This is a genomic window from Sabulicella glaciei (genome assembly GCF_026183895.1).
GTDB lineage: Bacteria > Pseudomonadota > Alphaproteobacteria > Acetobacterales > Acetobacteraceae > Roseococcus > Roseococcus glaciei.
Genome location: NZ_JAPFQI010000031.1, coordinates 7,295 through 29,647, shown reverse-complemented (window position 1 = coordinate 29,647; position 22,353 = coordinate 7,295). Strand labels below are relative to the sequence as shown.

Below are 22,353 nucleotides of genomic sequence, written 5' to 3'. Positions count from 1 at the left end.
TTCGAACAACGCATTCAGTCGGATACTGGCACGCGAGCCCAGCTCCCCCGAAAGGTCGAACGCAATACGGTCTCGATCTTTGACACCATCGGGTTCTGTGCCCGTCGGGCACGCATCACGATGCTGGCAATTCGCCGTTCGGCTTCTCGAACATCGCGGATTGCTTCTTCGCACAGACCACGCATCTCATTGATTTGCGGGCGGAAGCGGCGGGTGCGTCGCCAGTGGCGCGCGGCCTCCTCGATGGCCCAGGCGGGAAACTCGCCCAAGTCCTCGGCCCAGTCATCGGCAATGCATTGCTCAACCGACGCCGCATGGCGGTCGGAGCGGAAATGCGACAACAGCGCCAGCACTCGTGCCAGCAGCCAACCTCGGTCTGCAGGCTCGAGCCACGCGGCAAGTTCCCCCGCAACCTCCTCGAGCTTCGCCAGGGTTTGGGCATCCTCGATCAGCGGCGCCTCCCAGCGTTCCACGCGCCGTGATGGTCCGTCCTCGGGAAAGACCATGCGCCGTTCGACGATGCCACGCTCAATCAGCGCTGCCGCCCAGGAGGGCAGGGACCAGCCCTGCGGCTGGTCAGCGGCCAGAGCGCCCCGCGACCCGTGAGCACTCTCGCGCGGCGCCTTTTGCAACACACCCATCATGGTCTCCCCATCAGAAAGGCTGGGCGCACCGGGGGACTGTGAGATGCCGCCGCCCAGGCCGCCAGGCGCTCCTCCGCCCATTCGGCCTTGCTGCCGCTTAGGCGAGGGCTCGCCGGTGGCGCGGCCGGGCGCTGCTCCCGGGCGAGGTCTTCGATAAGCCAGGACAACCAAGCTGCACCGATGGACTCCGCCCGGTAGCGGTAACCCTTGGCTTGGCAGCGGCTGACGAACTTCGCCGTATGGCGTGACAGATCTGCCTGAGGTGCAAGCCGCGCCGCCGCGTCCAAATCCTCGGTCGAGGGCACCCAGTCCTTCGGCACCGGCACCAGGTCACAGGCTGAGGTAGCCTCTTCAGCTGCAGATCGTGATGGCCCCGTCGCGCGCGCCGCAGCGGGCGGGTTTTGATTCTGTTCAGCCTTCGGCTGATTCCTGTCACCCGGCTGACAGCCCCTGTCAGACTGGCGAACGCGCCCTGTCATTGCCGCGACGGCCCCCTGGGCCACAGGTGCGAGATCGTCCAGAAGACGATAGCGGCAGCTCGACATGCCTCCATCGTTGCGCCGCCACTGGGTCTTCTCAAGAAAGCCCAGCCGGGCGAGATCCGCGATCACCTGGTTCACCCAGGGGCGCGACCGTTTGAGCCACCGCGCGAGGGTCGCCTGGGATGGAAAACAGAAACCCTGATCATCGGCATAGGTCGAAAGCGCGGCCAGCACAGCATAGCGATCCGCGTTCATCTCTGAGTGCTGAAGCCACCAGACGGGGACTTTTCCCCATCGTGATGCGCCTGCGTCTGCTTGTTCCATGCCACATCTCCTCGCGGGGCCCCCGAGGGGGTCTTTGAAGCGAAGAAACGACGGGCGAGGGGAGGGGGCAAAGCCCGCTTGGTAGGTTTGCCGTGCACCAGAGGAGGTTAGCGGTGCAGCGCAGTAGGTTTGCGATGCGGCCTGAGTAGGTTCGCCATGCACCAAGGTAGGTTTCCGGTGCGGCTATCGCTCGAGCCAGCATGAGACTCGGTCTGGTCACTCGGCTCGATCGCCATTTTGGAAGCAAGCAGCCCGGTATCCCATACCTCCCTCTTCCGGGTCGGTGCGGAGTGCTGCGAGCCACCCTCAGAAAGATCCTGAAAACAGCATCTTAGCGATCGCAATTGCGCTCTAGACGACAAGGTGCACCGCGAACCTACCGCAGCGATTAGCCCCCTGCACCAGAAACCTACCGTCTGAGCCAGCTGCACCGGAAACCTACCGGAACTCCCTGGATCGACCACGAACCCTCCTGGCTGACCAGTCAGGCCCACGAGCCTCCTCAGCCGAGCCGCCATTCAGCCCGTTCAAGGAAACAGCGATGGATCTGCGGCGAAGCGCATCGAAATTCCTGTTCGAGGTGAACCGCAAACCTACCACCTGCCTGCTTGAAGGAGGCTCTGGCTGCACCGCAAACCTACCGTGCTGCACCGGAAACCTACCTTTTCCGGCGAGTCCGGTCCGCAGCTGCACCAGAAACCTACCGCTGGTGCACCGCAAACCTCCTGTCCTGCCTCGCACGTGCATGCCCCCGCACCAGAAACCTACTGCCAATGCACCGGAAACCTCCTGGCAGGTGGTGGTTCACCCTTCGAGTCGTCGGGGGTGGGGATCGCGCCGCGATCCACTCTGGGCGTTCCCTTGAGTGCCCTGGCTGGCCGCGGAACGCGTCTTTGAGACACCCACGGACCTCCATCGCGGGCCCGGCGCACCGCAAACCTACCGTCCCAAGGCCTCCGATGAGGCTGAGCCGCACCGCAAACCTACCTGACCCGCACCGCAAACCTACTGAGCTGCACGGCAAACCTACCGAAGTGCACCGCAAACCTACCGAGACGAGCCGAGAACCCCTCCACCAGAGCGGCGATCCGGGGCGTTCGGTCTCCACCAATGCCCTCAAAACAGGGTAAGGACGGACAGGAGGATTCCGATGAGCAAGTCTCCGGTTCGGCGCTACTCCGTTTCCGCCAGCCACGCCCAGCTTGCGCTCTGGGAAACCGATGACCCGAATCGTACCAACATGGTGGCGCTATACGACATGGCCCCCCGGTTCGTGTTCGAGGACCGCGATGCGCTTCAAGGGCGCAGCCGTATGATCGAGCGCGAGTTTTCATTCGGGCAGAAGCGGTACCGCATCACGCTGAAGCCCACTCAAATCCGCGCCCAGGATGGCACCATCCAAGAGCGGTTTTTGTCGGAGCGCGAGCAGATCGTCGAGGAGGTCATCCGGCGTCTGGCCAGCAAGCGAGGCCGACTGGCCATTCACCATCAGAAGGTCCGCTTCACCTTCTCGTTGCACGAGGTCCGCACCGAACTGAAGCGCGTTCGGCACGCCCACTCCTATTACGAGATTCAGGAAGCCATTACCTTGTTGTCCGAGGTGCGGCTCGTGATTCAGGACCTCGACGCCAAGGGCTCACCGGTCCTCTCCTCTGCAGCCTTTCCGGTGCTGGGGTTCAGGCGCAAAGACTCCGATGACGGCGAGACCTTTGTCGAGTTCAACCCGCTCGTCAGCGATGCGATCCGTCTCCTGGAGTTCACCCAGGTGGATTACGAGACGCTGATGACGATCCGTGACCCCGTCGCGCGCTGGCTGCTGAAGCGGCTGCACAACCAGGTCAGCCACACCCGCCAGCCTGTCCAGCAGATCTTAGCCAGCGAGATTCGCCGGGACTCCGGCATGCCGATCTGGAAGACCACCCGCAATCTTCTCAGGCGCGTGGCTCAGGCCGTGGATGTGCTCAAGGATGCCGGGGTGCTCGACCACGTCGAGACGGAGGAGTTGATGGAGGGCCAGAAGAAGGTCGACCTGCTCTTCACCATGTCAGCCTCGCCCGACTTCATGGCCAAGATCCACGCCTCCAGCCGCATTGCCCGCGAGAACAAGGAGGCCTTCGCGGCCCTTACCAGCGGGCGCGCTCCTGCTGATGGGTTCGCGCCGATCTCCGCGCCGCAAATGAGCCGCTTGCGCGCTTCACGCTCTCCCGCAGCGGCCGCACTCGTGGAGGGCGATGCCGAGGCCGAGGAAGATGTTTGACGGGGTGATCTAGCAGACTTGGCCAGAGTCCGAGCGCCACGTCGCGCATCGCCCATGGGGCAAGGCGGACAGCGAAAGGAAAGGGACTTGCGGCTGCTGTCGTCTATTTCGCAAGGCCCAGTCGATATCGCTTTGCTGCTCCGGATTTACCGGCACCGTCGCAGCTGGACCCCGGAGACACCGACCCTACCGGCCCGCCTGTTCCAGAAAGCTGAAGATGTCGGATGCCTCGAGCGTCGACACAGGTCGTGCGCGATCCGGACTTTGGGCGGGACGCTTGTAGCCAAAGCTTTGCGGATCCACAGAGACCACAGGACGGCCCCCTGACCGAGCAGGCGAGGTGGCCAACCCTTTGCGAGGCTCTCCCGTTCAAGAGCCTTACGGCCCTAGCCCCAGGCGGGCCGGCCCGGGAGGGAGCGCAACGATGCAACGGCACAATGGAGTATGGATCGCGGGCTTGGTTGCCGGCGCCACGATCCTCCTGATTCTCACGATCCTGACGGGACGACGTGGCCAAACGACGACAGATTCCGGTGAAGACCGGCATGGCCCGGTCCGGCGCTACAGCCATGTGCGGTCGGCGGGGCCTGAGGCAATGCACGCACCGCCTCGGAAATGGGACGAGGTGGACGAGGCCTCGGACCAGTCCTTCCCGGCGAGCGACCCACCCAGCTTCTCTCCGGGCAGGGCCTAGACGCAAAGGCCAAGTCATCACGCTTGGTCGCAATAAAGAGCGGTGTCCACGATGGCGTTCGCTGCAGGGAAGGGCATCGCGAGAAGCCGAAGAAGGTGCTTCCAGGATGAAGGAGCGACACCTAGGTTCTCTCCATGCCACACGACCGAAAGTCGCCGCCGCACCCTCAGAAGGACGACTTCGGCGCCAGGCTGCTCGCCCTGAAGGGGAGTGTGCCAAGGGGCACTCTCACCGACTGGAACGGCCAGGAAGGCCCTGCGCGTCCTCGCCCCTCGGATGGGATGCTCGACGAGATCGCCCAGACGCTCGGCCTCACGCCTCTGTCGGATGAAGCGCGTGCCCGGCTGGAGCCGGTGCTCGTCGCGGCGATGGACACGTGGCGCCTGGAGGAGGAGGCGAGGGCCTTTCTCCTGCGCCCGCACATGCTGCTGGGAGACGCGACGTCTTTTGCGGTCGCCCTTAGCTCCCCCGAGGGCGCGGAGCGGGTGCTGCGAATCCTCGGGCGGCTGAAGCACGGCATCGCGGTCTAAGGCTAGGGCATGTTGCGCGAGTACCGGGATGAGGACGCCGCGCGTCTTAACCAGGTGGCCCTCGCTGCTTTCCGGCAGTTCCATGAGGCCTACGATGACTGGCCTGCGATGGCGGCGAGTATCGGCCGTATGAGTGTGCTTTCGCAAACGAGCGAGATCATCGTTGCCGAGGACCACGGGGAAATCGTGGGAGGGGTGGCCTACGTGCCAGCTGGTGCGGCCAAGGCGGCATACTTTGACCCGCATTGGCCGATCATCCGCATGTTGGTCGTCGATCCCCAGGCAAGGGGACGCGGCCTCGGCCGCTTGTTGACCGAGGAATGCATCGCCCGTGCAAGGCGCGACCGCTCGCCGGTGATCGCGCTCCACACGACCCCAGTCATGAGCATCGCCCTGCGCATGTATCTCAGAATGGGCTTCGAGCGCTTTCGGGACGCGCTGTCGATCTATGGCGTGCCTTACGGCGTCTATATTCTCCGGCTCGCGTAACAGAGACCATCCACGGGCGGCGGAGCGGCCCCCCCAAGCGGGAAAACTGGCCCTTTCGAAAGGGCCAGTCCTTGTTCCGACTTGCAACTCTCAAATGAGGCAGCTTGTGCAAACCGTGCAATAAGAAAGGTTATCCAACCCTAGGCGACGACAAGAAACGCGTGCTACTGTGGCACGGCTCAAGTCGTTGAAATCGCTCGGAATCACTCGACACGCTCAAGGGGAAGACGTTGGGGAACAGGGGGACGGACGCGCGGGGGCGCGCCCAGGGCTTGGTGACAGCCAAGGCAGCCGCTCATGAGTGACGAGAGGCGCACACAAGGCGCCGTGGTGCCGGTGGGGCAGCGTCGGTCCACCTATCGCCGCTGGGGCGGGCGGGAGCGCGAGTTCGTCGAAGTGCCGCTGCCGCCGATGCGTCTCGAAGTGCCGAAGGGATTGTCGCCCGAGGGGGAGCGCGCGTTGCAGGCGGCCCTGGCCCGCCTCTCCACCTCGAAGGCCGACAACACCTTGCGCGCCTACCGCACCGACTGGTCGGTCTGGTGCCACGCCGCGCCCATCCTCGGGGTGTCGCCGCTCCCCGCCGACCCGGCCGGGCTTGCGGCCTTTGTCTCGTGGCTGCGCGACCAGCGGAACGCTGAGCCGGCCACGATCCGGCGCCGCCTCGCTGGCATCGCTTGGGTGCATCGCCTGGCCGGCCATCCCCTGGACGTCCGCCATCCCTTGGTGGCGGGCGCGGTGCGCGGCGTCGCCGAGGAAGCCCGTCCCCAGCGCCAGGCCTCCGCTCTGATGCTCGCCGACATCCAGAAGATGCTGAAGAAGGCGGGGGGCGGCATTGCGGGCCTGCGCAACCGGGCGATCATCCTGCTCGGCTGGGCCGGTGCTCTGCGCCGCTCTGAGATCGTCTCGCTGCGCGCCGACCTCCCCCGGCGGAGCGATGAGTCCTGGAACCATATCGAGCTGCGCGGGGAGGGGCTGGTGGTCCGGCTCATCCGGTCCAAGGGCGAGCGCGAGCGGCCGACCGAGATCGGCATCCCGCGCGGGAAGGGGAGGGACACCTGCCCGGTGCGGGCCGTTGAAGAGTGGATGCGCGCGGCCGACATCCGCTACGGGCCGCTGTTCGTCCCAGTCTCGGCCAGGGGCATCCCCGAACCCCGTGCGCTTTCGGGCGAGGCCGTACGCAGGATGGTCAAGCACGTCGCGGGGGAAGCGGGGATCGAGAGCACCTCGCTGGAGCCGATCTCGGCGCACAGCCTGCGCGCGGGCTTCATCACCGAGGCCTACAAGCAGGGCATCGACGACGAGAGCATCATGGGCCACTCGCGGCACAAGGACGTGACCACCATGCGCCGCTACGTCCGCCGCGCGAAGATCGTCTCGGGCTCGGTCGCGGGCAAGCTCGGCCTGTGAGCAGCAGAGCAGGGTAGGGTAGGGGTGCGCTGCGGGCATCCGGATTGGGTCTACAATCGCCTGAGCGTTTTGGGGCCGGAGGAGCGCGTGCGCGCCTTTCGCTTTGCCGCGCGGGGCTGTGGCGCCGTTCCCTGGGTGCTGGACTACGACCAGATCGAGCAGGAGTTGGTGGCGCTGCTGTTGCAGCAACCCCCCGAGCGCCGGTCGGTTGGGCTGGAGGGCTCCAAGATGCTGGCGCGTGAGTTCCGCGACTGGATCCGCGATGGGACCGACCTTGTGCACTCCGCCGTGGGTGTGCGCACCGACTGCCCCTTTGATCTGCACAGCCTGGTGCCAATCCCTTGGCCAGTCCTGCAGCTCGGGCCGGACGACCCAAAGGCTATTCGGTGGATGTGGGAGAACTGGGGCACCACCTGGACGCTGCGTCGAGTCGAGGAGGTGCCACTTGTGAAGGAAGAAAGGAAAACGTTGCCCCCAGGCCAGTTCCTCGCCCGATATCGCTTTTGGTCGGCCGACTGGTCGCCCTGGCAGGCGATTAAGAAGCTGCGACAAGAATGGCCCGCGCTCCGCTTCCGGCTGTCTTTCCAGGTGGAGTGGCCTGAGCTTCGTCAGGATGCTGGGCCTGTCAAAAGGAAGGCCGCCGCATCACTGGAGCCGCCAGCCGCGCCTGGATGGAAGGCAGCTTGAAGGATAGGCGCTCTTGGTCGCTTCGACCGAAGCCCTACGCGCATAGTCGCGTACTTTCTCGCAGAGGGCAGGGGGTACGGCGGCAGCGCCGCACAGGCCGGGCGGATCTCGGACGGCAAGGTATGGCCCTCTTCACCGACGCGTCTGGGTACCGTCAGAACTCCAGCTTAAACTGCCGCGGATCATGGACCGGCCCGCGCGGCCGACGTTGCGGCGGGGCAGGCACCTCGGGTGAAGGCGCCGCTGTTTCTGTCGTGGCTTCGGACGCGTCGTCCAGCTCTGGCTGCTCCTCAACTCCGGCTGCGCGAAGACAGCTGGAGTGATGCATAATAAGCTGGGCAGTCTCGAGTATGCCTTTGCCTTCCGTAAATCGTGTCTGCCCCCCTCGAAGCGATCAGCGACCCCGCGACCAGATGCGCAGGGTGCGTCGGACCTGGGAAAGCGCTTTTACCGCTCGGCGCTCCAGGCCAGAAGCGGTGTCCGCTGTGGAACTGGCCAAGCACGGCGACCATCACACGAAGGCTGTCAGCATCCCCAGCGCACCCCAGGCGATGAGGCCTGCCCCCATCGCGTGGCCCAGCAGGCGCCCGCCAGGCAGGATCTTCTCGGCCAGGACGAGCAGGGCGAGGGCGGCGATCCAAGCCAGGTTCATCACGCCGCCCACGAAGAGCAGCCCCATGATCACCCAGCAGCACCCCACGCAGAAGGCCCCGTGGCGCAGCCCCATCGCCCAGGCTCCGGCGGCACCCGAGCGCCAGTGGCCGGCGAGGAACTCCAGGGGCGAGCGGCAGCGGCGGAGGCAGGCCTGCTTGAGCGGCGTGAACTGGTAGGCGCCCGCCGCGACGAAAAGGGCGCTCGCGAGCGCCGCGCTGCCCGTCGCCATGGCGGGGGAGAGCAGCATGGCGCGCTCCAGCGCCCATTGCAGCGCAGTGGCGGCCACCGCGAAACCGGACCACACGGCGACGTACCCGGCCGCGAAAAGGAGGACCCTTCCGCCCACCGAGCCGTCCCCCGGATGCTGGCGGCGGGTGAGCATGCCGTAGAGCAGGATCATGGGCGCGGCGCTCGGCAGCATCATCGCCAGCATCATCAGCGCCCACATGAGCAGCATCATCGCGGCATGGCCAGCCGACCACGCCGCGGGGGCGGGCGCGGCCATGGCGGCCATGTCCATCGGCATCCCGGCCATCAGGACCAGGTACGCCCAGGCCAGCAGGGCGACGACGGCAAGGGCGAGGGAAGCGACGACCCTGTCTCGGCGCAGCACCCGGTCCAGCGTTCCCGCCCCGCTCATGCTCCGGCTCCCGCTCGGGCGCCCCCGCGCCTCAGGCGGCCACGCCCTCGGGGGTCTGCTCGACCCGCGCGAGCGAACTGTGGCCCTCCGCCACGCTGAACTTGATGGCGCCCGTGCTTTCGAGGCGCGCGCTCGCGATCTCGGCCTTGATGTGCTCGAACCCCTCCGGCATCACGACCTGGATGCGGTGCGGCGCGCCGGAGACCGGGTTGCGGATGGGCTGGGTCTCGGTTTCGAGCACTCCGGGAATGGAGACGCGGGCCGTGCGCCCGTCCATGTCGAACGCGACCTCGATGGGCGCGAAGATTGGGTCGTGCATCGTCGAGCAGATCAGGCTGAAGATGTGGAACAGCGTGCCCTCGGCCGAGTTCTTGCCCGACATGATCTGGAGGAGGGCGTCGCGCTGCTCGGGCGTGGCGCGCTCGTCGATGATGGCCTGCGCGGCGCCGTTCCCCTCGTGGAGGGGGCCCGGGAAATCCACCACGACGAAGAAGCTGAGCCCGTCGAGGCGCGTCTCACCGAAAAGCCCGCGCTCGATCCGCATTCCCAGCATGCCCTTGCACCAGCCCTGGGTGGGCGGGGCGTTGAAGTCGCAGGGGCAGCCGAAGGCGCAGCTGCAATTCTTGATCCAGTCGCCCTGGAGACGCCAATCATTGCCTTGCATGTCACGACCTCCCTTGCCTGGCGCGACGCTTGCGTCGCTGCCGGATGGAGCGGGCGGTCAGGCGCCGGGCCGCGCAGGGGGTTCAGCAGGATCCAGCGCAGGGCCGACCGCGTCGGGATGCTATGGCCCCTGGCTCGGGGCAGGCAATGCTTTTGTGCGCGGCCGGCGGCATCAGGGGGCTGCTGACCTTGCGAAGGCGTTATGGGCGAAGCCGCCAAGCCGCAGCGCGTCACGGGAAATTGCTTTGCGCCAGGGGAGACGAGGAGAATAGGTTTGCAACGTGCTTAGCGCGCGAAGGAGAGGAGGTGCCTGGCGCCGTCCCACATCGAGAACCGGAGGCGAGGAATGCCAAAGTTCATCATCGAGCGGGAGATGGCCGGGGTGGGCGCAGCGTCAGCCCAAGACATGAGGGGGGCGGCAAAGACCTCCTGTGATGTGCTTCGTGCCACGGGCCCCGACATCCAGTGGGTTGAGAGCTACGTGCAGATCGCCTTGTTCTCTAGGCCCGCTGCTGCCGCCAGCACGATTCGCGCCCGGCGCGCCATGGACTGACCGGTCCGATAGGCGCGGGCCAACGATTCCAGCTCGCGCCGCTCCGCTGCCGTCAGATCGATCGCCACCGCCGACTTGCTCATCGCCGCATCCCCACGATCACCATCAGAATCGTAAGGAATTCGCGATTAGGACACTAGCAACTTGTCGGGTTTGGGTTTGCTGGCGGCGGGCCATTCGAGTTGCGCGCTATGTTGCCAGCCACAGGCGTTGAAGCCTGCGGCAGTTGTGGGCGAGCGCGACCAACGTCCACTCGCTGGTGACCTGGGCGAGGCCGCGGAGATGGAAGCGGATGAAGCCGATGGCAGCTTTGATGATGCCGAAGACGGGTCGACGGTCTGCTTTCGGTGGGCGTAGCGGACTTTGCCATCGGGGGTCTCCAGCTAGGCCTGCATGGCGAGGCGTCAGGGTTCGGCGATGCGGCGCGGGGTCTTGCGGGCGATCTCGGCGGGCACAACCTGCGGATCGGGCTGGGCCTCGGCGACGTCTGCGGCGAGTATTGCACGCAATTCCTTCGCCCGGTCGGTGCGCATTGAGCGGATCTTGGAGGCATTGGCATCAAGATCGCCACGGTCCCGAGCCGCAGCAGCCCGGCCTCCCGCGCGATCAGCAGCACCTGCAGGAAGGCGGTCTCGAACGCGGCGCGATTGGCGCGGCGGAAGGCGGCGATGGTGTCGTGATCGGGATGCAGGTTCGCCGCCACGTAGCGCACGTCGATGTCACGATGCGTCGCCCGCTCGATGCGGCGCGACGAAAAGATGCGGTTGGCGTAGATCAGCAGCGCCAGCAGCAGGCACGGATGATACTGCGCCTTGCCGTTGTGGATCGGGCGCACGGCGAAGGCGTCGAGCGACACCCGATCCACGGCCGCCACGACGAAGTGCGCCACGTCGTCCAACGGCAGCCAGTCCTTCGCGTCAGGTGGCAGCAGGAAGGCCTGGTCACGGCTGAACGGAATGAACTGCGTCATGACGAGCAGATTCGCCGATCTCAGGCCCGATGGAAATCTGACAGGCTGTTAGAACGGACTTCCCCATGACGTGAGGCCGATGCGCCGGACTTGTTGACACACTATGTCACACAGCCGAGCGGACCTGTCGCATCTCCCAGTGCATGGGTGGAGCATCTGGGAGTTCCTTGATGCGCCTTCTCCTCATCCTCTGCCTCGTCGCCCTGGTCTCCCTCGCCGGAACGCCCACTGCTCAGGCGCATGAGGGGCACGACCACGGTCCGTCACAGGCCGTCGCCACCGCCCTGCCTCGGACGGAGGCGCAGAGCGACCTCTTCGAACTCGTGGCCGTCCTCGGTCCCGACGGGACCGTCACGATTTGGCTCGATCGGTTCTCGGACAACGCACCGCTGGATGGTGCCGTGACCCTTTCCCTCGATGGGCAAGAGATCACTGCACAGCGACAGGGGCTCGGCCTCTTTGTCGCGCGCCACGCCCTCCTAGCCCAGCCTGGCCAGCGCGACATCGTTTTCACTGTCACCGCAGGTGACGAAATGGATCTCCTGACCGCGACGCTGCAGGTGCCGGATGTGCCAGCCGCGGCCGGTCCGGCGATTGAGCTGCTTGGTTTCCTCCGCGAGCTGCCCGTGCAGCTGGGGATCGGTGCCGGGCTCCTGCTTCTTGGCGTCTTGGTCGGTCGCGGCTCCGTCCGCCGCCCGCTGCCCCCGCTGATCGAAGAAGCCCCAGCCCAGCCCGAGCCAATTCCGGCGACCCAAAAGCCGGCCGTACCCCGACGTGTCGCCGCGCTCAGCCTCATCGCGGCGATCGCCTCGGCACCGGCCCTCGCAAGCCCTGCTGTGCCCGGTACAGCCGTACCTTCCGAGGCCTCCCGCCGTCTCGATGACGGCGCGATCTTCGTCCCGAAAGCCTCTCAGCGCCTGCTCACGATCCGCACCCAGATGACCGAGGCCGGCGAGGCCTCCGCCTCCGTCCGTATGATTGGCACGCTTGTGCCTGATCCCAACGCGTCCGGCCGAGTGCAGCCGAGCCAGACAGGTCGCCTCGAGCCGGGCGACCGTGGCTTCCCGACGCTTGGCCAGCGTGTCGAGCGCGGGCAGGTCCTCGCCTATGTCGTGCCCACCTACACCGCGGCCGAGCGCGGCGGCCTGATCCAGAACGCCGCCGAACTCGACGCGCAGATCACTATCCTTGAGGCCCGCGTCCGCCGCCTGACCACGCTCCGCGGGACCGTCGCGGAGCGCGAGATCCAGGACGCCCAGACCGAACTCGCCGGTGCGCGGCAGCGCCGGACTGCGATCCAGCCGGCACTTTCGGGGCGAGAGCCGCTGGTCGCCCCGGTCTCTGGCGTCGTCTCCACCGTGCGCGGCGCGGTTGGGCAGCTCGTGGACAGCGCCGCCACCGTGTTCGACATCGTCGATCCGTCGCGGCTCTGGGTGGAGGCCCTGGCCTTCGAACGTGCGGCGCTCGACCAGATCACGGGCGCGAGTGCCACCCTCACGGACGGCCGGGTCATCGAGCTGGCCTTCGTCGGCCGCGGGCTGACCGTGCGGCAACAGGCCGTGCCGGTGAACTTCCGGGTCGTGAACCCACCCGCGGATGCGCCCATCGGCGCGTCCTTGCTTGTCACGCTGCGCACCGCCCGGGCCGTCCAGGGCATCGTCCTGCCAGCCGACTCCGTGGTCCGCTCCGCCGAGGGCCCGCCGGTCGTCTTCGAGCACGCGAGCGCCGAGCGCTTCGTCCCCCGGCAGGTCCGGGTGCAGCCGCTCGACGGAACTCGGGTGGTGGTGACGGCCGGCCTCGATGCCGGCCGCCGCGTCGTCGTCCAGGGCGCCGGCCTGATCGCCCAGGTGCGCTGACATGTTCAACGCTATCGTTGGCTTCTCGCTTCGGAACCGGATCTTCGTCCTGGCCGTGGCCTTGCTGGTCTCGGGCTATGGCGCGTGGACGCTCTCCCGCATGCCGGTCGATGTGTTCCCCGACCTCAACAAGCCCACCGTCACCCTGATGACCGAGGCCGAAGGCTTCGCGCCGGAGGAGGTGGAGCAGCTCGTTTCCTTCCCAATCGAGACGGCCGTGAACGGTCTTCCGGGGGTCACCCGCGTCCGATCTGTATCCTCGGTCGGGCTCTCCATCGTCTTCATCGAGTTCGACTGGGGTGCGGACATCTGGCGCGCACGCCAGCAGGTCTCGGAGCGGCTCGGACAGATCCAGTCCCAGTTGCCGCCACGGGTGCTTCCCGCCATGGCGCCCGTTTCCTCCATCATGGGGGAGATCATGCTGGTTGCCATGACGGCGCCCCAGGACGGCTCCGTTTCCCCGATGCAGCTGCGCGAGCTGGCGGACTGGGTGATGCGCCCCCGCTTGCTGACCATCCCCGGCATCAGCCAGGTGATCCCAATCGGGGGAGAGGTCCGGCAGTTCCGGGTCATGCCTGACCTCGACCGTCTCCATGCGCTCGAAATCACCTATGACCAGCTCGCCACCGCCTTGCGCCAGTTCGGCGTCAACGCCGGCGGGGGCTATGTGGACCAGGCGGGGCGCGAGTACCTGATCCGCAACATCGGTCGCACGACCTCGCTCGAGGATTTGCGCAATGCCACGGTCGGCTTCCGCGAGGGGCAACCCATCGCGCTCCGGCAGGTGGCGGAGGTCGGCTACGGTGCGCGCTTTAAACGCGGCGAGGCGGGGGTGGATGGCACGCCCGCCGTGATCCTCGCCATCGCCAAGCAACCCGGGGCTGACACGATCCGCCTGACCCGTGCGGTCGAGGCGGCGCTGCGGGAATTGCAGGCAGGAATGCCGCGAGGCGTTGCCGCCGATCGGGTAAAGTTCCGTCAGGCCGACTTCATTGAGCAGTCGATCGCCAACTTGCAGCAGGTATTGGTGGAAGCCTTCGCAGTCGTCGCAGTGGTGCTTTTCACCTTCCTGCTCAACACCCGGACGACCTTCATTTCCCTGACGGCGATCCCGCTTTCCATTCTGCTCACCGCGATCGTCTTCGCCGCCTTCGGCCTCTCCATCAACACAATGACGCTCGGCGGCATCGCCATCGCCGTCGGCGAACTGGTGGACGACGCCGTGGTGGATGTCGAAAACATCTTCCGCCGCCTCCGCGAGAACCGCGAGCGCGGGGAGCCGGAGCCGGTCCTCTCGGTCGTCGCGCACGCCAGCTCCGAGGTGAGGTCGGGCATCGTCTACGCCACGCTCATCATCGTCCTAGTCTTCATCCCGCTCTTCGCGCTTTCCGGCATCGAAGGGCGGCTCTTCGCGCCCCTTGGGGTGGCCTACATCGTCTCGATCCTCTGCTCGCTGCTCGTAGCGGTCACCGTCACGCCGGTGCTGTCCTACTGGCTGCTGCCCCGGATGCGTCAGATGGGCAAGCATGACGGCTGGCTGGTACGGAAGCTCAAGGCAGGCAACGACCGTGCATTGCGGTGGGCCTTCGGGCACCGCTCCTTCGTTCTCGGCGTGGCCGCTGCGGGCGTGGCGCTAGCCGCGGCGAGCGTGCCCTTCCTGCCTCGGACCTTCCTGCCGCCCTTCAACGAGGGGACGCTGGTCATCAGCGTTACCTACCAGCCCGGCATCTCGCTTGCGCAGAGCGATGCCTTGGGTCGCGTGGCGGAGCGGCTTCTGCTGGAGGTCCCGGAGGTCAAGGGCGTTGGACGCCGAACCGGCCGGGCCGAACTCGACGAGCACGCGGAGGGCGTCCACTCCTCCGAGATCGACCTCGATCTTCGCGAGGGTGCGCGGCCGCGGGGGGAGGTGCTCGCCGATATCCGTGCGCGCCTGTCCGCCTTGCCGGCAGCCGTCAACATCGGCCAGCCCATCAGCCACAGGCTGGACCACATGCTCTCGGGCGTCCGGGCGCAGATCGCGCTGAAGGTCTTCGGCGACGACCTCGACACGCTGCGGACCTTGTCGGAGACGCTGCGGGCACGGTTGGCCGCGAACGTGTCGGGGCTCACTGATCTTCAGCTCGAACGGCAGGTGCGCGTGCCGCAGCTCCGCATCGCGGTCGATCACGAGCGGGCCGCCCTCTACGGCGTCTCCGCAGCCAGCCTGACCGAGACGCTGGAGGCGCTCACAGGCGGCGCCGTCGTCAGTCAGATCATGGACGGCGCCCGCCGCTTCGACGTGGTCCTGCGCCTCGCCGACGAGGACCGCACCACGGCTCGTCTCGCTGAAGCACTGGTGGAGACGCCGGGCGGGCGGGTGCCGCTACGCCTGCTGGCTCGGGTGGAGGAGGCCGACGGGCCAAATCAGATACTGCGAGAGGGCGCAAGGCGCCGAATGGTCGTGCTCGCCAATACCGCGCCCGGCACCGATATGTCGGCTGCAGTGGCGGCGATCCGGGCCGAGATTGCTGCCGTTCCTATGCCGCCCGGCTATACCACCAGCCTCGAAGGCACCTTCCAGGCCCAAGAAGAGGCGATGCAGACCATTGCGGTCCTCGCTGTCGTCTCGCTCTCGCTCATCTTTATCGTGCTCTATTCGCGCTACCGCTCGGCCATGCTGGCTGCGATCATTATGGGGAACGTGCCGCTGGCCCTGATCGGGGCGGTGGCCGCGCTCTGGATCACCGGCCAGCCCCTCTCGGTCGCGACGATGGTCGGCTTCGTAACGCTGACAGGCATCACCACGCGCAACGGCATCCTGAAGGTGAGCCACTACCTCAACCTCGCTCTCCATGAGGGCGAACGATGGGGGCTCGGGCTGGTCTTGCGAGGCAGCGCGGAGCGGCTTACGCCGGTGCTCATGACGGCACTGTCGGCGGGATTGGCCCTCATTCCGCTTGCGGTGGGGGCGGAAGCGCCCGGGAAGGAGATCCTTCATCCGGTTGCGGTCACGATCCTAGGTGGCCTCATAAGCGCCACGCTGCTGGATACGTTGGTGACGCCCATCCTCTTTCATCGCTTCGGCCGAACCGCGCTTGAGCGTTTGCGTGCCGAGGCATCCGAACGGACCGTTCAGACCGGCTCTCGTTCACACGCAACAGCAGACACATACTGACGGAGGGAAGATCAAAGTGGTCACTCGGCGAAGCATTCTTGGCGCATTCAGCGTCCTGGTTCCTACCATTGCCTCGGCTCACGTCCCCGCCGGGACGCGCGGCCCGAATGGCGGCCAGCTCCAGGATGTGGGGCCTTATCACGGCGAGTTGGTCGCACGGGACGGCGAAATCACTCTGTTTCTGCTCGACCACAACGACCGTCCAGTTGCAATGCGAGAGGCGTCGGGCACCGCGATCGTCCTGTCCGAAGGGCGCCAGCAGACCCTGCCTCTTGCCCCCCGGCCCGACGGCACTGCGCTCGTTGCGGCAGGCGAGTTCAAGGCGACGCCGAGCTTACGGGTTGTGGTTCAGGTCGTGCCGCGGCCGGGTGTTGCTCGTGTCCAGGCTCGGTTCACCCCGGCTGACCCCATGCAATGAACGAGGCGTCGGAGCGCCGCCTCCTCGACCCGGAGGCGCATCTACTCGTCGTGGAGGACGATGGCGAGATGCGCCAGCTCGTCGCGCGTCTCCTGCGCGAGGCTGGATATCGCGTCTCGCTCGCCCGCGACGGACGGGAGATGTGGGAGGTGATGGAAAGCGCGGCTGGGGAGCCCGACCTCGTTCTGCTGGACGTGATGCTGCCCGGAAGCTCCGGCCTCGACCTCCTCCGGAAGCTACGCGAACGCGGCCGCATCCCGGTGATGATGCTCACGGCGCGGGGCGAGGAGATGGACCGCGTCCTGGGCCTGGAGCTGGGTGCCGATGACTACGTGGCGAAGCCCTTTGCGCCCCGGGAACTCGTCGCCCGCATCCGGGCGGTGCTGCGGCGGGCCGCCCCAGCCGAGGTCGAACGCGACCCCCGCTCTCGCCACCTGACCTTCGCTGGCTGGGTGCTCGACGCCGCCCGGCGCGAGTTGACCTCGCCGGATGGTGCGGTCGTTGACCTGTCGGGCGCGGAATATGATCTGCTGCTGGCCTTCCTTGAGCACCCGGGCCGGGTTCTTTCGCGCGAGCAACTGCTGGAGGTGGCCAAGCGCCGCGTCGGCGTCGATCCTTTCGACCGCACGGTGGATGTCCAGGTCAGCCGCCTCCGCCGGAAGATCGAGCCCGAGGAGGGAAGCCCGTCCCTGATCAAGACCGTCCGCGGCGCAGGCTACGTCTTCGTCGCGGAAGTGGCGCGGGCATGAGCACAAGCGGCGGCGGTGAGGCTCGCCCCCGTGGGGTCCGCTGGCTGTGGCCCGGCAGCCTCGCAGGCCGCATCACCCTTCTTCTCCTCGGCGGCCTCACGCTGCTGCACCTCGGAAGCATGGTCGTCCACGAGCGGGCGCTCCACGGCGCTGAAAGCGGGGCGCGCCTGGAGCGCCTGTTGGGTCGGCTTACCACCGCCACCGCCACAGTCGCGAACACGCCGGAAGCGTCGCGGGACGCGGCCGCCCATGCCCTATCCCTCCCAGGCATCGAGCTGCACTGGGACCGGGTCGCCCCACTGCCCGACATCGCGCCGCCCATACCGCTGGCGGAGGCTGCAACCCGGTTGGGCCCGGGTGCCCGGCTCGGCTGGGACCCCAAAGCCGAGCCGGGCCATCGTGCCGTGGGCGGCATCCCCCTGGAAGCCGGGGGCTGGCTCGTCTTCTCGGCCAACTGGATCGGCGCGCCCAGCGATGCGCCAGAAGGCGGGAACGTTCTCGCTTCCATGGTCGCGATGACGCTAGGCATCGCGCTCGCCTCGGCGCTCGTCGTGCGCTGGATCACCCACCCCCTGCGCCGCCTCGCCGATGCCGCGGACAAGATCGGGCGTGATCTTCACACCAGGCCCCTGCCCACCGATGGCCCGAGCGAGGTGCAACACGCGGCAGCAGCCTTCAATGCCATGCAGGACCGCATCCGCCGCCTGATCGAGGACCGAACCGAGACGCTCGCCTCCATGAGCCATGATCTGCGCACGCCGCTTTCCCGCCTCAAGCTGCGAGCGGGCTTCCTGCCGGAGGGGGAGGATCGGGAGCGGATGGAGGCCGACATCGCCGAGATGGAGGCAATGGTGGGTCGCACGCTGGACTACATCCGGGAGGGGCGCGATGCCGAACCTACGCGCCACACCGACCTTGCGGCCATTCTCCAGACCCTGGCGTCGGATGCTGCCGATGTGGGCCACGATGTCGCCTATGAGGGGCCGGCCCGCGTCGTCCTTCCGCTGCGGCGCCTCGCGGCGAAACGGGCGCTGTCCAACTTGGTCGAGAACGCCATCACGCACGGCGCTCCACCCGTACGCCTCCGGGTGCGTGACGAAGGCAGCCGGGTCGTGGTCGAGATCTCTGATGCTGGCCGCGGCATCCCGCCTGCGGACCGCGACCGGGCGCTCGAGCCTTTCGTGCAACTCGATGCGGCCCGTGGGAGAGGAGGGAGCGGACTTGGCCTCGCCATCGCCGCACGCTTCGCGGAGGCGAGTGGCGGCCGTCTCGAACTCAATGAAAGCCGGCAAGGCGGCTTGCTCGCCTGCGTGATCCTGCCTCGCGTTCAGGGATGACGAAGGCAGCCCCGACCATCGCGGCAGCGCTCTGGGGCAGGGAAACCGCTCCTGCAACACTATGTCACGAGCCGGAGAAGCAACGACGCTCTCCGTGCGCAAGATGGCAACGTAACATCTGCAGAGGACACAAGCCGTGCCAAGCGCCACGATCAGGGCCACCTTCGCTGTTGCCGTTCTCGCCGTTGGAGGCGCCAGTTTGGCGGTCGCACAGGGCATGCAGAACCATGGCGGCCATGGCTCCGCACCGGCGCAGGCCGCCCCGCACCAAGCTGCGCCGACGTCCGAACAGGTCGAGCAGATGATGGGGATGATGCAGCACCTGACACCCGAGCAGATGGCGCAGGTCTATGGTGCGATGCGCCAGCGCATGACACCCGAGATGCACGGCCAGATGATGCGGCGCATGGGCCATGGGGGCATGCGTCACGGTGCCGCGCCGGTCCAGCCTGGCAGCGGGGCGCATGATCATGGTGCCGTCCCGGCACAGGGCGCGGATGCCTCTCCCTCGACGGCTGCGTTGCAGGCCGCGAACGAGAAGATGCACCGCGATATGGCAATCCAGTTCACGGGCGATGCCGACCGCGATTTCGCCGCGGCGATGATCCCGCATCACCAGGGCGCGATCGACATGGCACGGGTCCAACTCCAGTACGGCCGCGATCCCGAGATGCGCCGCACGGCGGAGGCGGTGGCCCGCGAGCAAGAGCGTGAGATCGCTGAGCTGCGCGCATTCCTGCAACGCCCCGCCAACCGCTGACACCAGAGCTGGAGACGAAGGCCATGACCTCGCGCAGGAGCTTCATTCTCGGCACGGCAGCCTGGGGCGCGACCGGCTTCGCCGCCTCCGCCCAGGCGCCTCAGATCGAGGTCTGGCGCGATCCCCATTGTGGATGCTGCTCCGCCTGGGTGGACTACCTCCGGACCGAGGGGTTCACGGTCGAGGACCGCGTCGTTGCCTCTGTCTCGCCGGTCCGGCGCATGCTCGGCACGCCGTCCGACCTCCTCTCCTGCCATGCGGCGCGGGTGGCCGGCTTCGTGCTGGAGGGGCACGTGCCTGCCCCCGCCATCCGCCGACTTCTGTCGGAGCGACCCGCCGGGATCGTCGGTCTTGCGGTCCCAGCCATGCCAGTCGGTAGCCCAGGCATGGAGGTGCCGGGGCAGGCACCAGAGACCTATGACGTGATCGCGTGGCGGGCGGACGGCTCGCACCGGCCCTTCATGCGCTTCACGGGCACGCAACCGGCATAGGCAGCCGGCCGGGCGCTGACGCACTTTCGCCCGGCCGTGCCGCATTGCACTGGAAATTCTCATGACCGAGCACCAGCCGCACTCCCACCACGGCCATCACCACCGTCCTCACCACGGCGGTGGGGCGGGCGGCGGAGCACCCGCTGCCCCAGGCGTGGTGAAGGATCCGGTCTGCGGGATGATGGTCGATCCGGCCAAGACGGCTCATCACGCCGAGCATGCCGGCGCCGCCTACCATTTCTGCTCGGCCGGTTGCCGCACGAAGTTCGTCGCCGACCCCGCCAAGTACACCGACCCGAAACCCGCGTTGCGTGCCGAGCCGGTGGTGCCCGGCGCCGTCTACACCTGCCCGATGCACCCGGAGATCCGCCGGCCCGGGCCGGGCAGCTGCCCGATCTGCGGGATGGCGCTTGAGCCCGAGGTGCCGACGGCAGAGGCGGGGCCAAACCCGGAGATTGCCGATTTCACCCGTCGTTTCTGGATTGGGCTGGCACTGACTATACCCGTCTTCCTGCTCGAGATGGGCGGGCATCTCACGGGCATGATGCACCTCGTCGGTGGCCCGCGCATCGGGAACTGGATCCAGCTCGTTCTGGCCACCCCGGTCGTTCTGTGGGCGGGTTGGCCCTTCTTCGAGCGGGGCTGGGCAAGCCTCCGCAACCGCTCGCTCAACATGTTCACCCTGATCGCACTCGGCACCGGTGTCGCCTGGGCCTTCAGCGTCGTGGCCGCCGTGGCGCCCGGCATCTTTCCGAGTGCCTTCCGGGCACCAGACGGTTCCGTCGCCGTTTATTTCGAGGCTGCCGCGGTCATCGTCGTGCTTGTGCTTCTGGGGCAGTTGCTGGAGCTGCGGGCGCGCGAGCGAACCGGAGGCGCGATCCGCGCCCTGCTGAACCTCGCCCCGCCGACGGCGCGGCGGATCGGACCCGATGGAAGCGAGGACGAGATCCCGCTTGCCCATGTCCATGTGGGGGACCGCCTGCGCGTCCGGCCTGGTGACAAGGTGCCGCTGGATGGTGAGGTGCTGGAAGGCCAGTCCAACGTCGACGAGAGCATGGTCTCCGGCGAGCCCGTGCCTGTGCAGAAGACCCCCGGCGCGCGGGTGATCGGCGGGACGCTCAACGGGCAGGGCTCCTTTGTCATGCGCACCGACCGCGTCGGGCAAGACACCGTGCTTGCCCAGATCGTGCGGATGGTCGCCGGCGCCCAGCGGTCCCGCGCGCCGATCCAGCGCATGGCCGATCAAGTGTCCGGCTGGTTCGTGCCGCTGGTCGTCCTCATTGCGGTGCTGGCCTTCGCCGCGTGGTCCATTTGGGGACCAGAGCCGCGCCTCGCCTTCGGCCTCATCGCCGCGGTGACGGTGCTGATCATCGCTTGTCCCTGCGCACTCGGCTTGGCGACGCCGATGTCGATCATGGTGGGGGTCGGCCGTGGCGCGCAGGCCGGCGTGCTCATCAAGAATGCCGAGGCCCTGGAGCGCCTTGAGCGGATCGACACCCTGATCGTGGATAAGACGGGCACCCTCACGCAGGGGCGGCCAGAGGTGGTCGCGGTGGTGCCAGCTCTTGGGGTGGCTGAGAGCGACCTGCTGCGCCTCGCCGCTGGGCTGGAGCGCCCAAGCCAGCACCCGTTGGCGGAGGCGGTGGTCCGCGCTGCTGCCGCCCGTGGCCTCGCCATTCCGGCGGTCGAGGGCTTCGATGCCCCGATCGGCCGTGGTGTCACGGGGACCGTCGAAGGCCGCCGCGCCGCCATCGGCAACGCCCGCCTCATGGTCGAACTGGGCGTGGATCCGGGCGCCCTGGCAGACGAGGCGGAGCGCCTCCGGGGCGATGGGGCGACGGTGTTCTCCGTCGCCCTCGATGGTGCCCCGGCCGGCCTCATCGCGGTTGCCGACCCCATCAAGGAAACCACCCTCGCCGCGCTTGATGGGCTCCGGGCCGAGGGCATCCGCGTGGTGATGCTGACGGGCGACAACCGGACCACTGCCGAGGCCGTGGCCCGCCGCCTCGGCATCGCCGAAGTCGAGGCGGAAGTCCTGCCCGAGGACAAGCAGCGCATCGTCGAGCGTCTGAAGGCCGAGGGCCGACGCGTCGCCATGGCGGGTGATGGCGTCAACGACGCCCCGGCCCTGGCGGCGGCCGAGGTCGGCATCGCGATGGGAACCGGCACGGATGTCGCCATCGAGAGCGCGGGCGTGACGCTGCTGGGCGGCGACCTGACAGGGATCGTGCGCGCACGGCGCCTGTCGCGGGCCGTGATGCGCAACATCCGCGAGAACCTGTTCTTCGCCTTCGCCTACAATGCCGCCGGGGTGCCGATCGCGGCGGGTGTGCTCTACCCGGTCTTCGGCATCCTGCTCTCCCCTGTCATCGCGGCGGCGGCGATGGCACTCTCCTCGGTGAGCGTCGTCGGGAATTCCCTCCGGTTGCGGGCGGTCAAGGTCGATGACCGGTAGGGCTCTCCATGAGAGTCCGTCGACCTTGGTCTTCCCGCTAGCCACACGGTTCATGCAGAAGCGGGGGGGGGGGGGGGGGGGGGGGGGGGCCAGCGCCCAGGGAAGCCGGCACGAGCCGGGCGGGCGGGAGGCCGGCGGG

At 67.5% G+C, this 22,353-nt stretch carries 18 protein-coding genes and 1 pseudogene; 13 read left to right on the top strand and 6 right to left on the bottom strand.

Going from position 1 to position 22,353, the window contains the following annotated elements:
• Nucleotides 1–14: 14 nt before the first annotated feature.
• Nucleotides 15–644: a hypothetical protein gene (locus OF850_RS22080; protein ID WP_301592485.1), complete on the bottom strand. Its 630-nt coding sequence runs from the start codon at nucleotides 642–644 to the stop codon at nucleotides 15–17.
• Nucleotides 641–1,381 (bottom strand): helix-turn-helix domain-containing protein, encoded by a 741-nt coding sequence (locus OF850_RS22075; protein ID WP_301592484.1) that lies wholly within the window; start codon nucleotides 1,379–1,381, stop codon nucleotides 641–643. Before OF850_RS22075 ends, OF850_RS22080 begins: the two co-directional genes overlap by 4 nt.
• Before the next feature lie 1,219 nt (nucleotides 1,382–2,600).
• On the opposite strand from OF850_RS22075, the gene OF850_RS22070 reads away from it, so the two are divergent.
• The 5 genes from OF850_RS22070 to OF850_RS22050 all read left to right on the top strand — a co-directional run bounded on the left by OF850_RS22070 (nucleotide 2,601) and on the right by OF850_RS22050 (nucleotide 7,514).
• Nucleotides 2,601–3,707 carry a hypothetical protein gene (locus OF850_RS22070; RefSeq protein ID WP_301592483.1) on the top strand — a complete coding sequence of 369 codons (1,107 nt, stop codon included), beginning with the start codon at nucleotides 2,601–2,603 and terminating at the stop codon, nucleotides 3,705–3,707.
• Nucleotides 3,708–4,682: 975 nt separating this feature from the next.
• Nucleotides 4,683–4,931, top strand: a complete 249-nt coding sequence (locus OF850_RS22065; RefSeq protein ID WP_301592482.1) for an antitoxin Xre/MbcA/ParS toxin-binding domain-containing protein — start codon at nucleotides 4,683–4,685, stop codon at nucleotides 4,929–4,931.
• Nucleotides 4,932–4,940: 9 nt separating this feature from the next.
• Nucleotides 4,941–5,420, top strand: a complete 480-nt coding sequence (locus OF850_RS22060) for a GNAT family N-acetyltransferase (RefSeq protein ID WP_301592481.1) — start codon at nucleotides 4,941–4,943, stop codon at nucleotides 5,418–5,420.
• Between the two features lie 297 nt (nucleotides 5,421–5,717).
• Nucleotides 5,718–6,827, top strand: coding sequence for a site-specific integrase (locus OF850_RS22055; RefSeq protein WP_301592480.1), 1,110 nt, complete (start codon nucleotides 5,718–5,720; stop codon nucleotides 6,825–6,827).
• A gap of 87 nt (nucleotides 6,828–6,914) precedes the next feature.
• Nucleotides 6,915–7,514, top strand: coding sequence for a hypothetical protein (locus OF850_RS22050; protein ID WP_301592479.1), 600 nt, complete (start codon nucleotides 6,915–6,917; stop codon nucleotides 7,512–7,514).
• Between the two features lie 511 nt (nucleotides 7,515–8,025).
• Here the strand turns inward: OF850_RS22050 and OF850_RS22045 are convergent.
• Together OF850_RS22045 and OF850_RS22040 are read right to left on the bottom strand one after the other, a co-directional pair.
• Entirely contained in the window at nucleotides 8,026–8,808 is a 783-nt protein-coding gene (locus tag OF850_RS22045) for a DUF2182 domain-containing protein (RefSeq protein ID WP_301592478.1), read from the bottom strand.
• A gap of 31 nt (nucleotides 8,809–8,839) precedes the next feature.
• Nucleotides 8,840–9,472: a DUF1326 domain-containing protein gene (locus tag OF850_RS22040; protein ID WP_301592477.1), complete on the bottom strand. Its 633-nt coding sequence runs from the start codon at nucleotides 9,470–9,472 to the stop codon at nucleotides 8,840–8,842.
• Between the two features lie 345 nt (nucleotides 9,473–9,817).
• Between OF850_RS22040 and OF850_RS23815 the strand changes: the two genes are divergently transcribed.
• Nucleotides 9,818–10,024 carry a nickel-binding protein gene (locus tag OF850_RS23815; RefSeq protein ID WP_368044720.1) on the top strand — a complete coding sequence of 69 codons (207 nt, stop codon included), beginning with the start codon at nucleotides 9,818–9,820 and terminating at the stop codon, nucleotides 10,022–10,024.
• Here OF850_RS23815 and OF850_RS22035 read toward each other — a convergent pair.
• Complete coding sequence (locus tag OF850_RS22035; RefSeq protein WP_301592476.1) at nucleotides 9,949–10,107, bottom strand: hypothetical protein; 159 nt, start codon at nucleotides 10,105–10,107, stop codon at nucleotides 9,949–9,951. The genes OF850_RS23815 and OF850_RS22035 overlap by 76 nt on opposite strands.
• 348 nt (nucleotides 10,108–10,455) lie before the next feature.
• A pseudogene (locus OF850_RS23880) lies at nucleotides 10,456–10,994 on the bottom strand (transposase); the annotation flags it as partial.
• A 170-nt stretch (nucleotides 10,995–11,164) separates the two neighbouring features.
• Here OF850_RS23880 and OF850_RS22020 point away from each other — a divergent pair.
• The 7 genes from OF850_RS22020 (at nucleotide 11,165) to OF850_RS21990 (ending at nucleotide 22,214) form a co-directional block, all read left to right on the top strand.
• Nucleotides 11,165–12,850 (top strand): efflux RND transporter periplasmic adaptor subunit, encoded by a 1,686-nt coding sequence (locus OF850_RS22020; RefSeq protein ID WP_301592490.1) that lies wholly within the window; start codon nucleotides 11,165–11,167, stop codon nucleotides 12,848–12,850.
• A gap of 1 nt (nucleotide 12,851) precedes the next feature.
• Entirely contained in the window at nucleotides 12,852–16,004 is a 3,153-nt protein-coding gene (locus tag OF850_RS22015) for an efflux RND transporter permease subunit (RefSeq protein WP_301592475.1), read from the top strand.
• A gap of 414 nt (nucleotides 16,005–16,418) precedes the next feature.
• The gene (locus OF850_RS22010) at nucleotides 16,419–17,171 is read left to right on the top strand and encodes a response regulator transcription factor (RefSeq protein ID WP_301592474.1); all 753 of its coding nucleotides are present in this window, start codon (nucleotides 16,419–16,421) and stop codon (nucleotides 17,169–17,171) included.
• Nucleotides 17,168–18,508: an ATP-binding protein gene (locus OF850_RS22005; RefSeq protein WP_301592473.1), complete on the top strand. Its 1,341-nt coding sequence runs from the start codon at nucleotides 17,168–17,170 to the stop codon at nucleotides 18,506–18,508. The genes OF850_RS22010 and OF850_RS22005 overlap by 4 nt, the downstream gene beginning before the upstream one ends.
• Nucleotides 18,509–18,644: 136 nt before the next feature.
• Nucleotides 18,645–19,268 (top strand): CopM family metallochaperone, encoded by a 624-nt coding sequence (copM, locus tag OF850_RS22000; protein WP_301592472.1) that lies wholly within the window; start codon nucleotides 18,645–18,647, stop codon nucleotides 19,266–19,268.
• Between the two features lie 23 nt (nucleotides 19,269–19,291).
• Nucleotides 19,292–19,759, top strand: a complete 468-nt coding sequence (locus OF850_RS21995) for a DUF411 domain-containing protein (RefSeq protein ID WP_301592471.1) — start codon at nucleotides 19,292–19,294, stop codon at nucleotides 19,757–19,759.
• A 61-nt stretch (nucleotides 19,760–19,820) separates the two neighbouring features.
• Complete coding sequence (locus OF850_RS21990; RefSeq protein ID WP_301592470.1) at nucleotides 19,821–22,214, top strand: heavy metal translocating P-type ATPase; 2,394 nt, start codon at nucleotides 19,821–19,823, stop codon at nucleotides 22,212–22,214.
• Nucleotides 22,215–22,353 lie beyond the last annotated feature (139 nt).

Coding starts and splice junctions, on each gene's coding strand:
- OF850_RS22080 (WP_301592485.1), bottom strand. CDS start 644: ATGATGGGTGTGTTGCAAAAGGCGCCGCGCGAGAGTGCTCACGGGTCG.
- OF850_RS22075 (WP_301592484.1), bottom strand. CDS start 1,381: ATGAACGCGGATCGCTATGCTGTGCTGGCCGCGCTTTCGACCTATGCC.
- OF850_RS22070 (WP_301592483.1), top strand. CDS start 2,601: ATGAGCAAGTCTCCGGTTCGGCGCTACTCCGTTTCCGCCAGCCACGCC.
- OF850_RS22065 (WP_301592482.1), top strand. CDS start 4,683: ATGCTCGACGAGATCGCCCAGACGCTCGGCCTCACGCCTCTGTCGGAT.
- OF850_RS22060 (WP_301592481.1), top strand. CDS start 4,941: ATGTTGCGCGAGTACCGGGATGAGGACGCCGCGCGTCTTAACCAGGTG.
- OF850_RS22055 (WP_301592480.1), top strand. CDS start 5,718: ATGAGTGACGAGAGGCGCACACAAGGCGCCGTGGTGCCGGTGGGGCAG.
- OF850_RS22045 (WP_301592478.1), bottom strand. CDS start 8,808: ATGAGCGGGGCGGGAACGCTGGACCGGGTGCTGCGCCGAGACAGGGTC.
- OF850_RS22040 (WP_301592477.1), bottom strand. CDS start 9,472: ATGCAAGGCAATGATTGGCGTCTCCAGGGCGACTGGATCAAGAATTGC.
- OF850_RS23815 (WP_368044720.1), top strand. CDS start 9,818: ATGCCAAAGTTCATCATCGAGCGGGAGATGGCCGGGGTGGGCGCAGCG.
- OF850_RS22035 (WP_301592476.1), bottom strand. CDS start 10,107: ATGAGCAAGTCGGCGGTGGCGATCGATCTGACGGCAGCGGAGCGGCGC.
- OF850_RS22020 (WP_301592490.1), top strand. CDS start 11,165: ATGCGCCTTCTCCTCATCCTCTGCCTCGTCGCCCTGGTCTCCCTCGCC.
- OF850_RS22015 (WP_301592475.1), top strand. CDS start 12,852: ATGTTCAACGCTATCGTTGGCTTCTCGCTTCGGAACCGGATCTTCGTC.
- OF850_RS22010 (WP_301592474.1), top strand. CDS start 16,419: ATGAACGAGGCGTCGGAGCGCCGCCTCCTCGACCCGGAGGCGCATCTA.
- OF850_RS22005 (WP_301592473.1), top strand. CDS start 17,168: ATGAGCACAAGCGGCGGCGGTGAGGCTCGCCCCCGTGGGGTCCGCTGG.
- OF850_RS21995 (WP_301592471.1), top strand. CDS start 19,292: ATGACCTCGCGCAGGAGCTTCATTCTCGGCACGGCAGCCTGGGGCGCG.
- OF850_RS21990 (WP_301592470.1), top strand. CDS start 19,821: ATGACCGAGCACCAGCCGCACTCCCACCACGGCCATCACCACCGTCCT.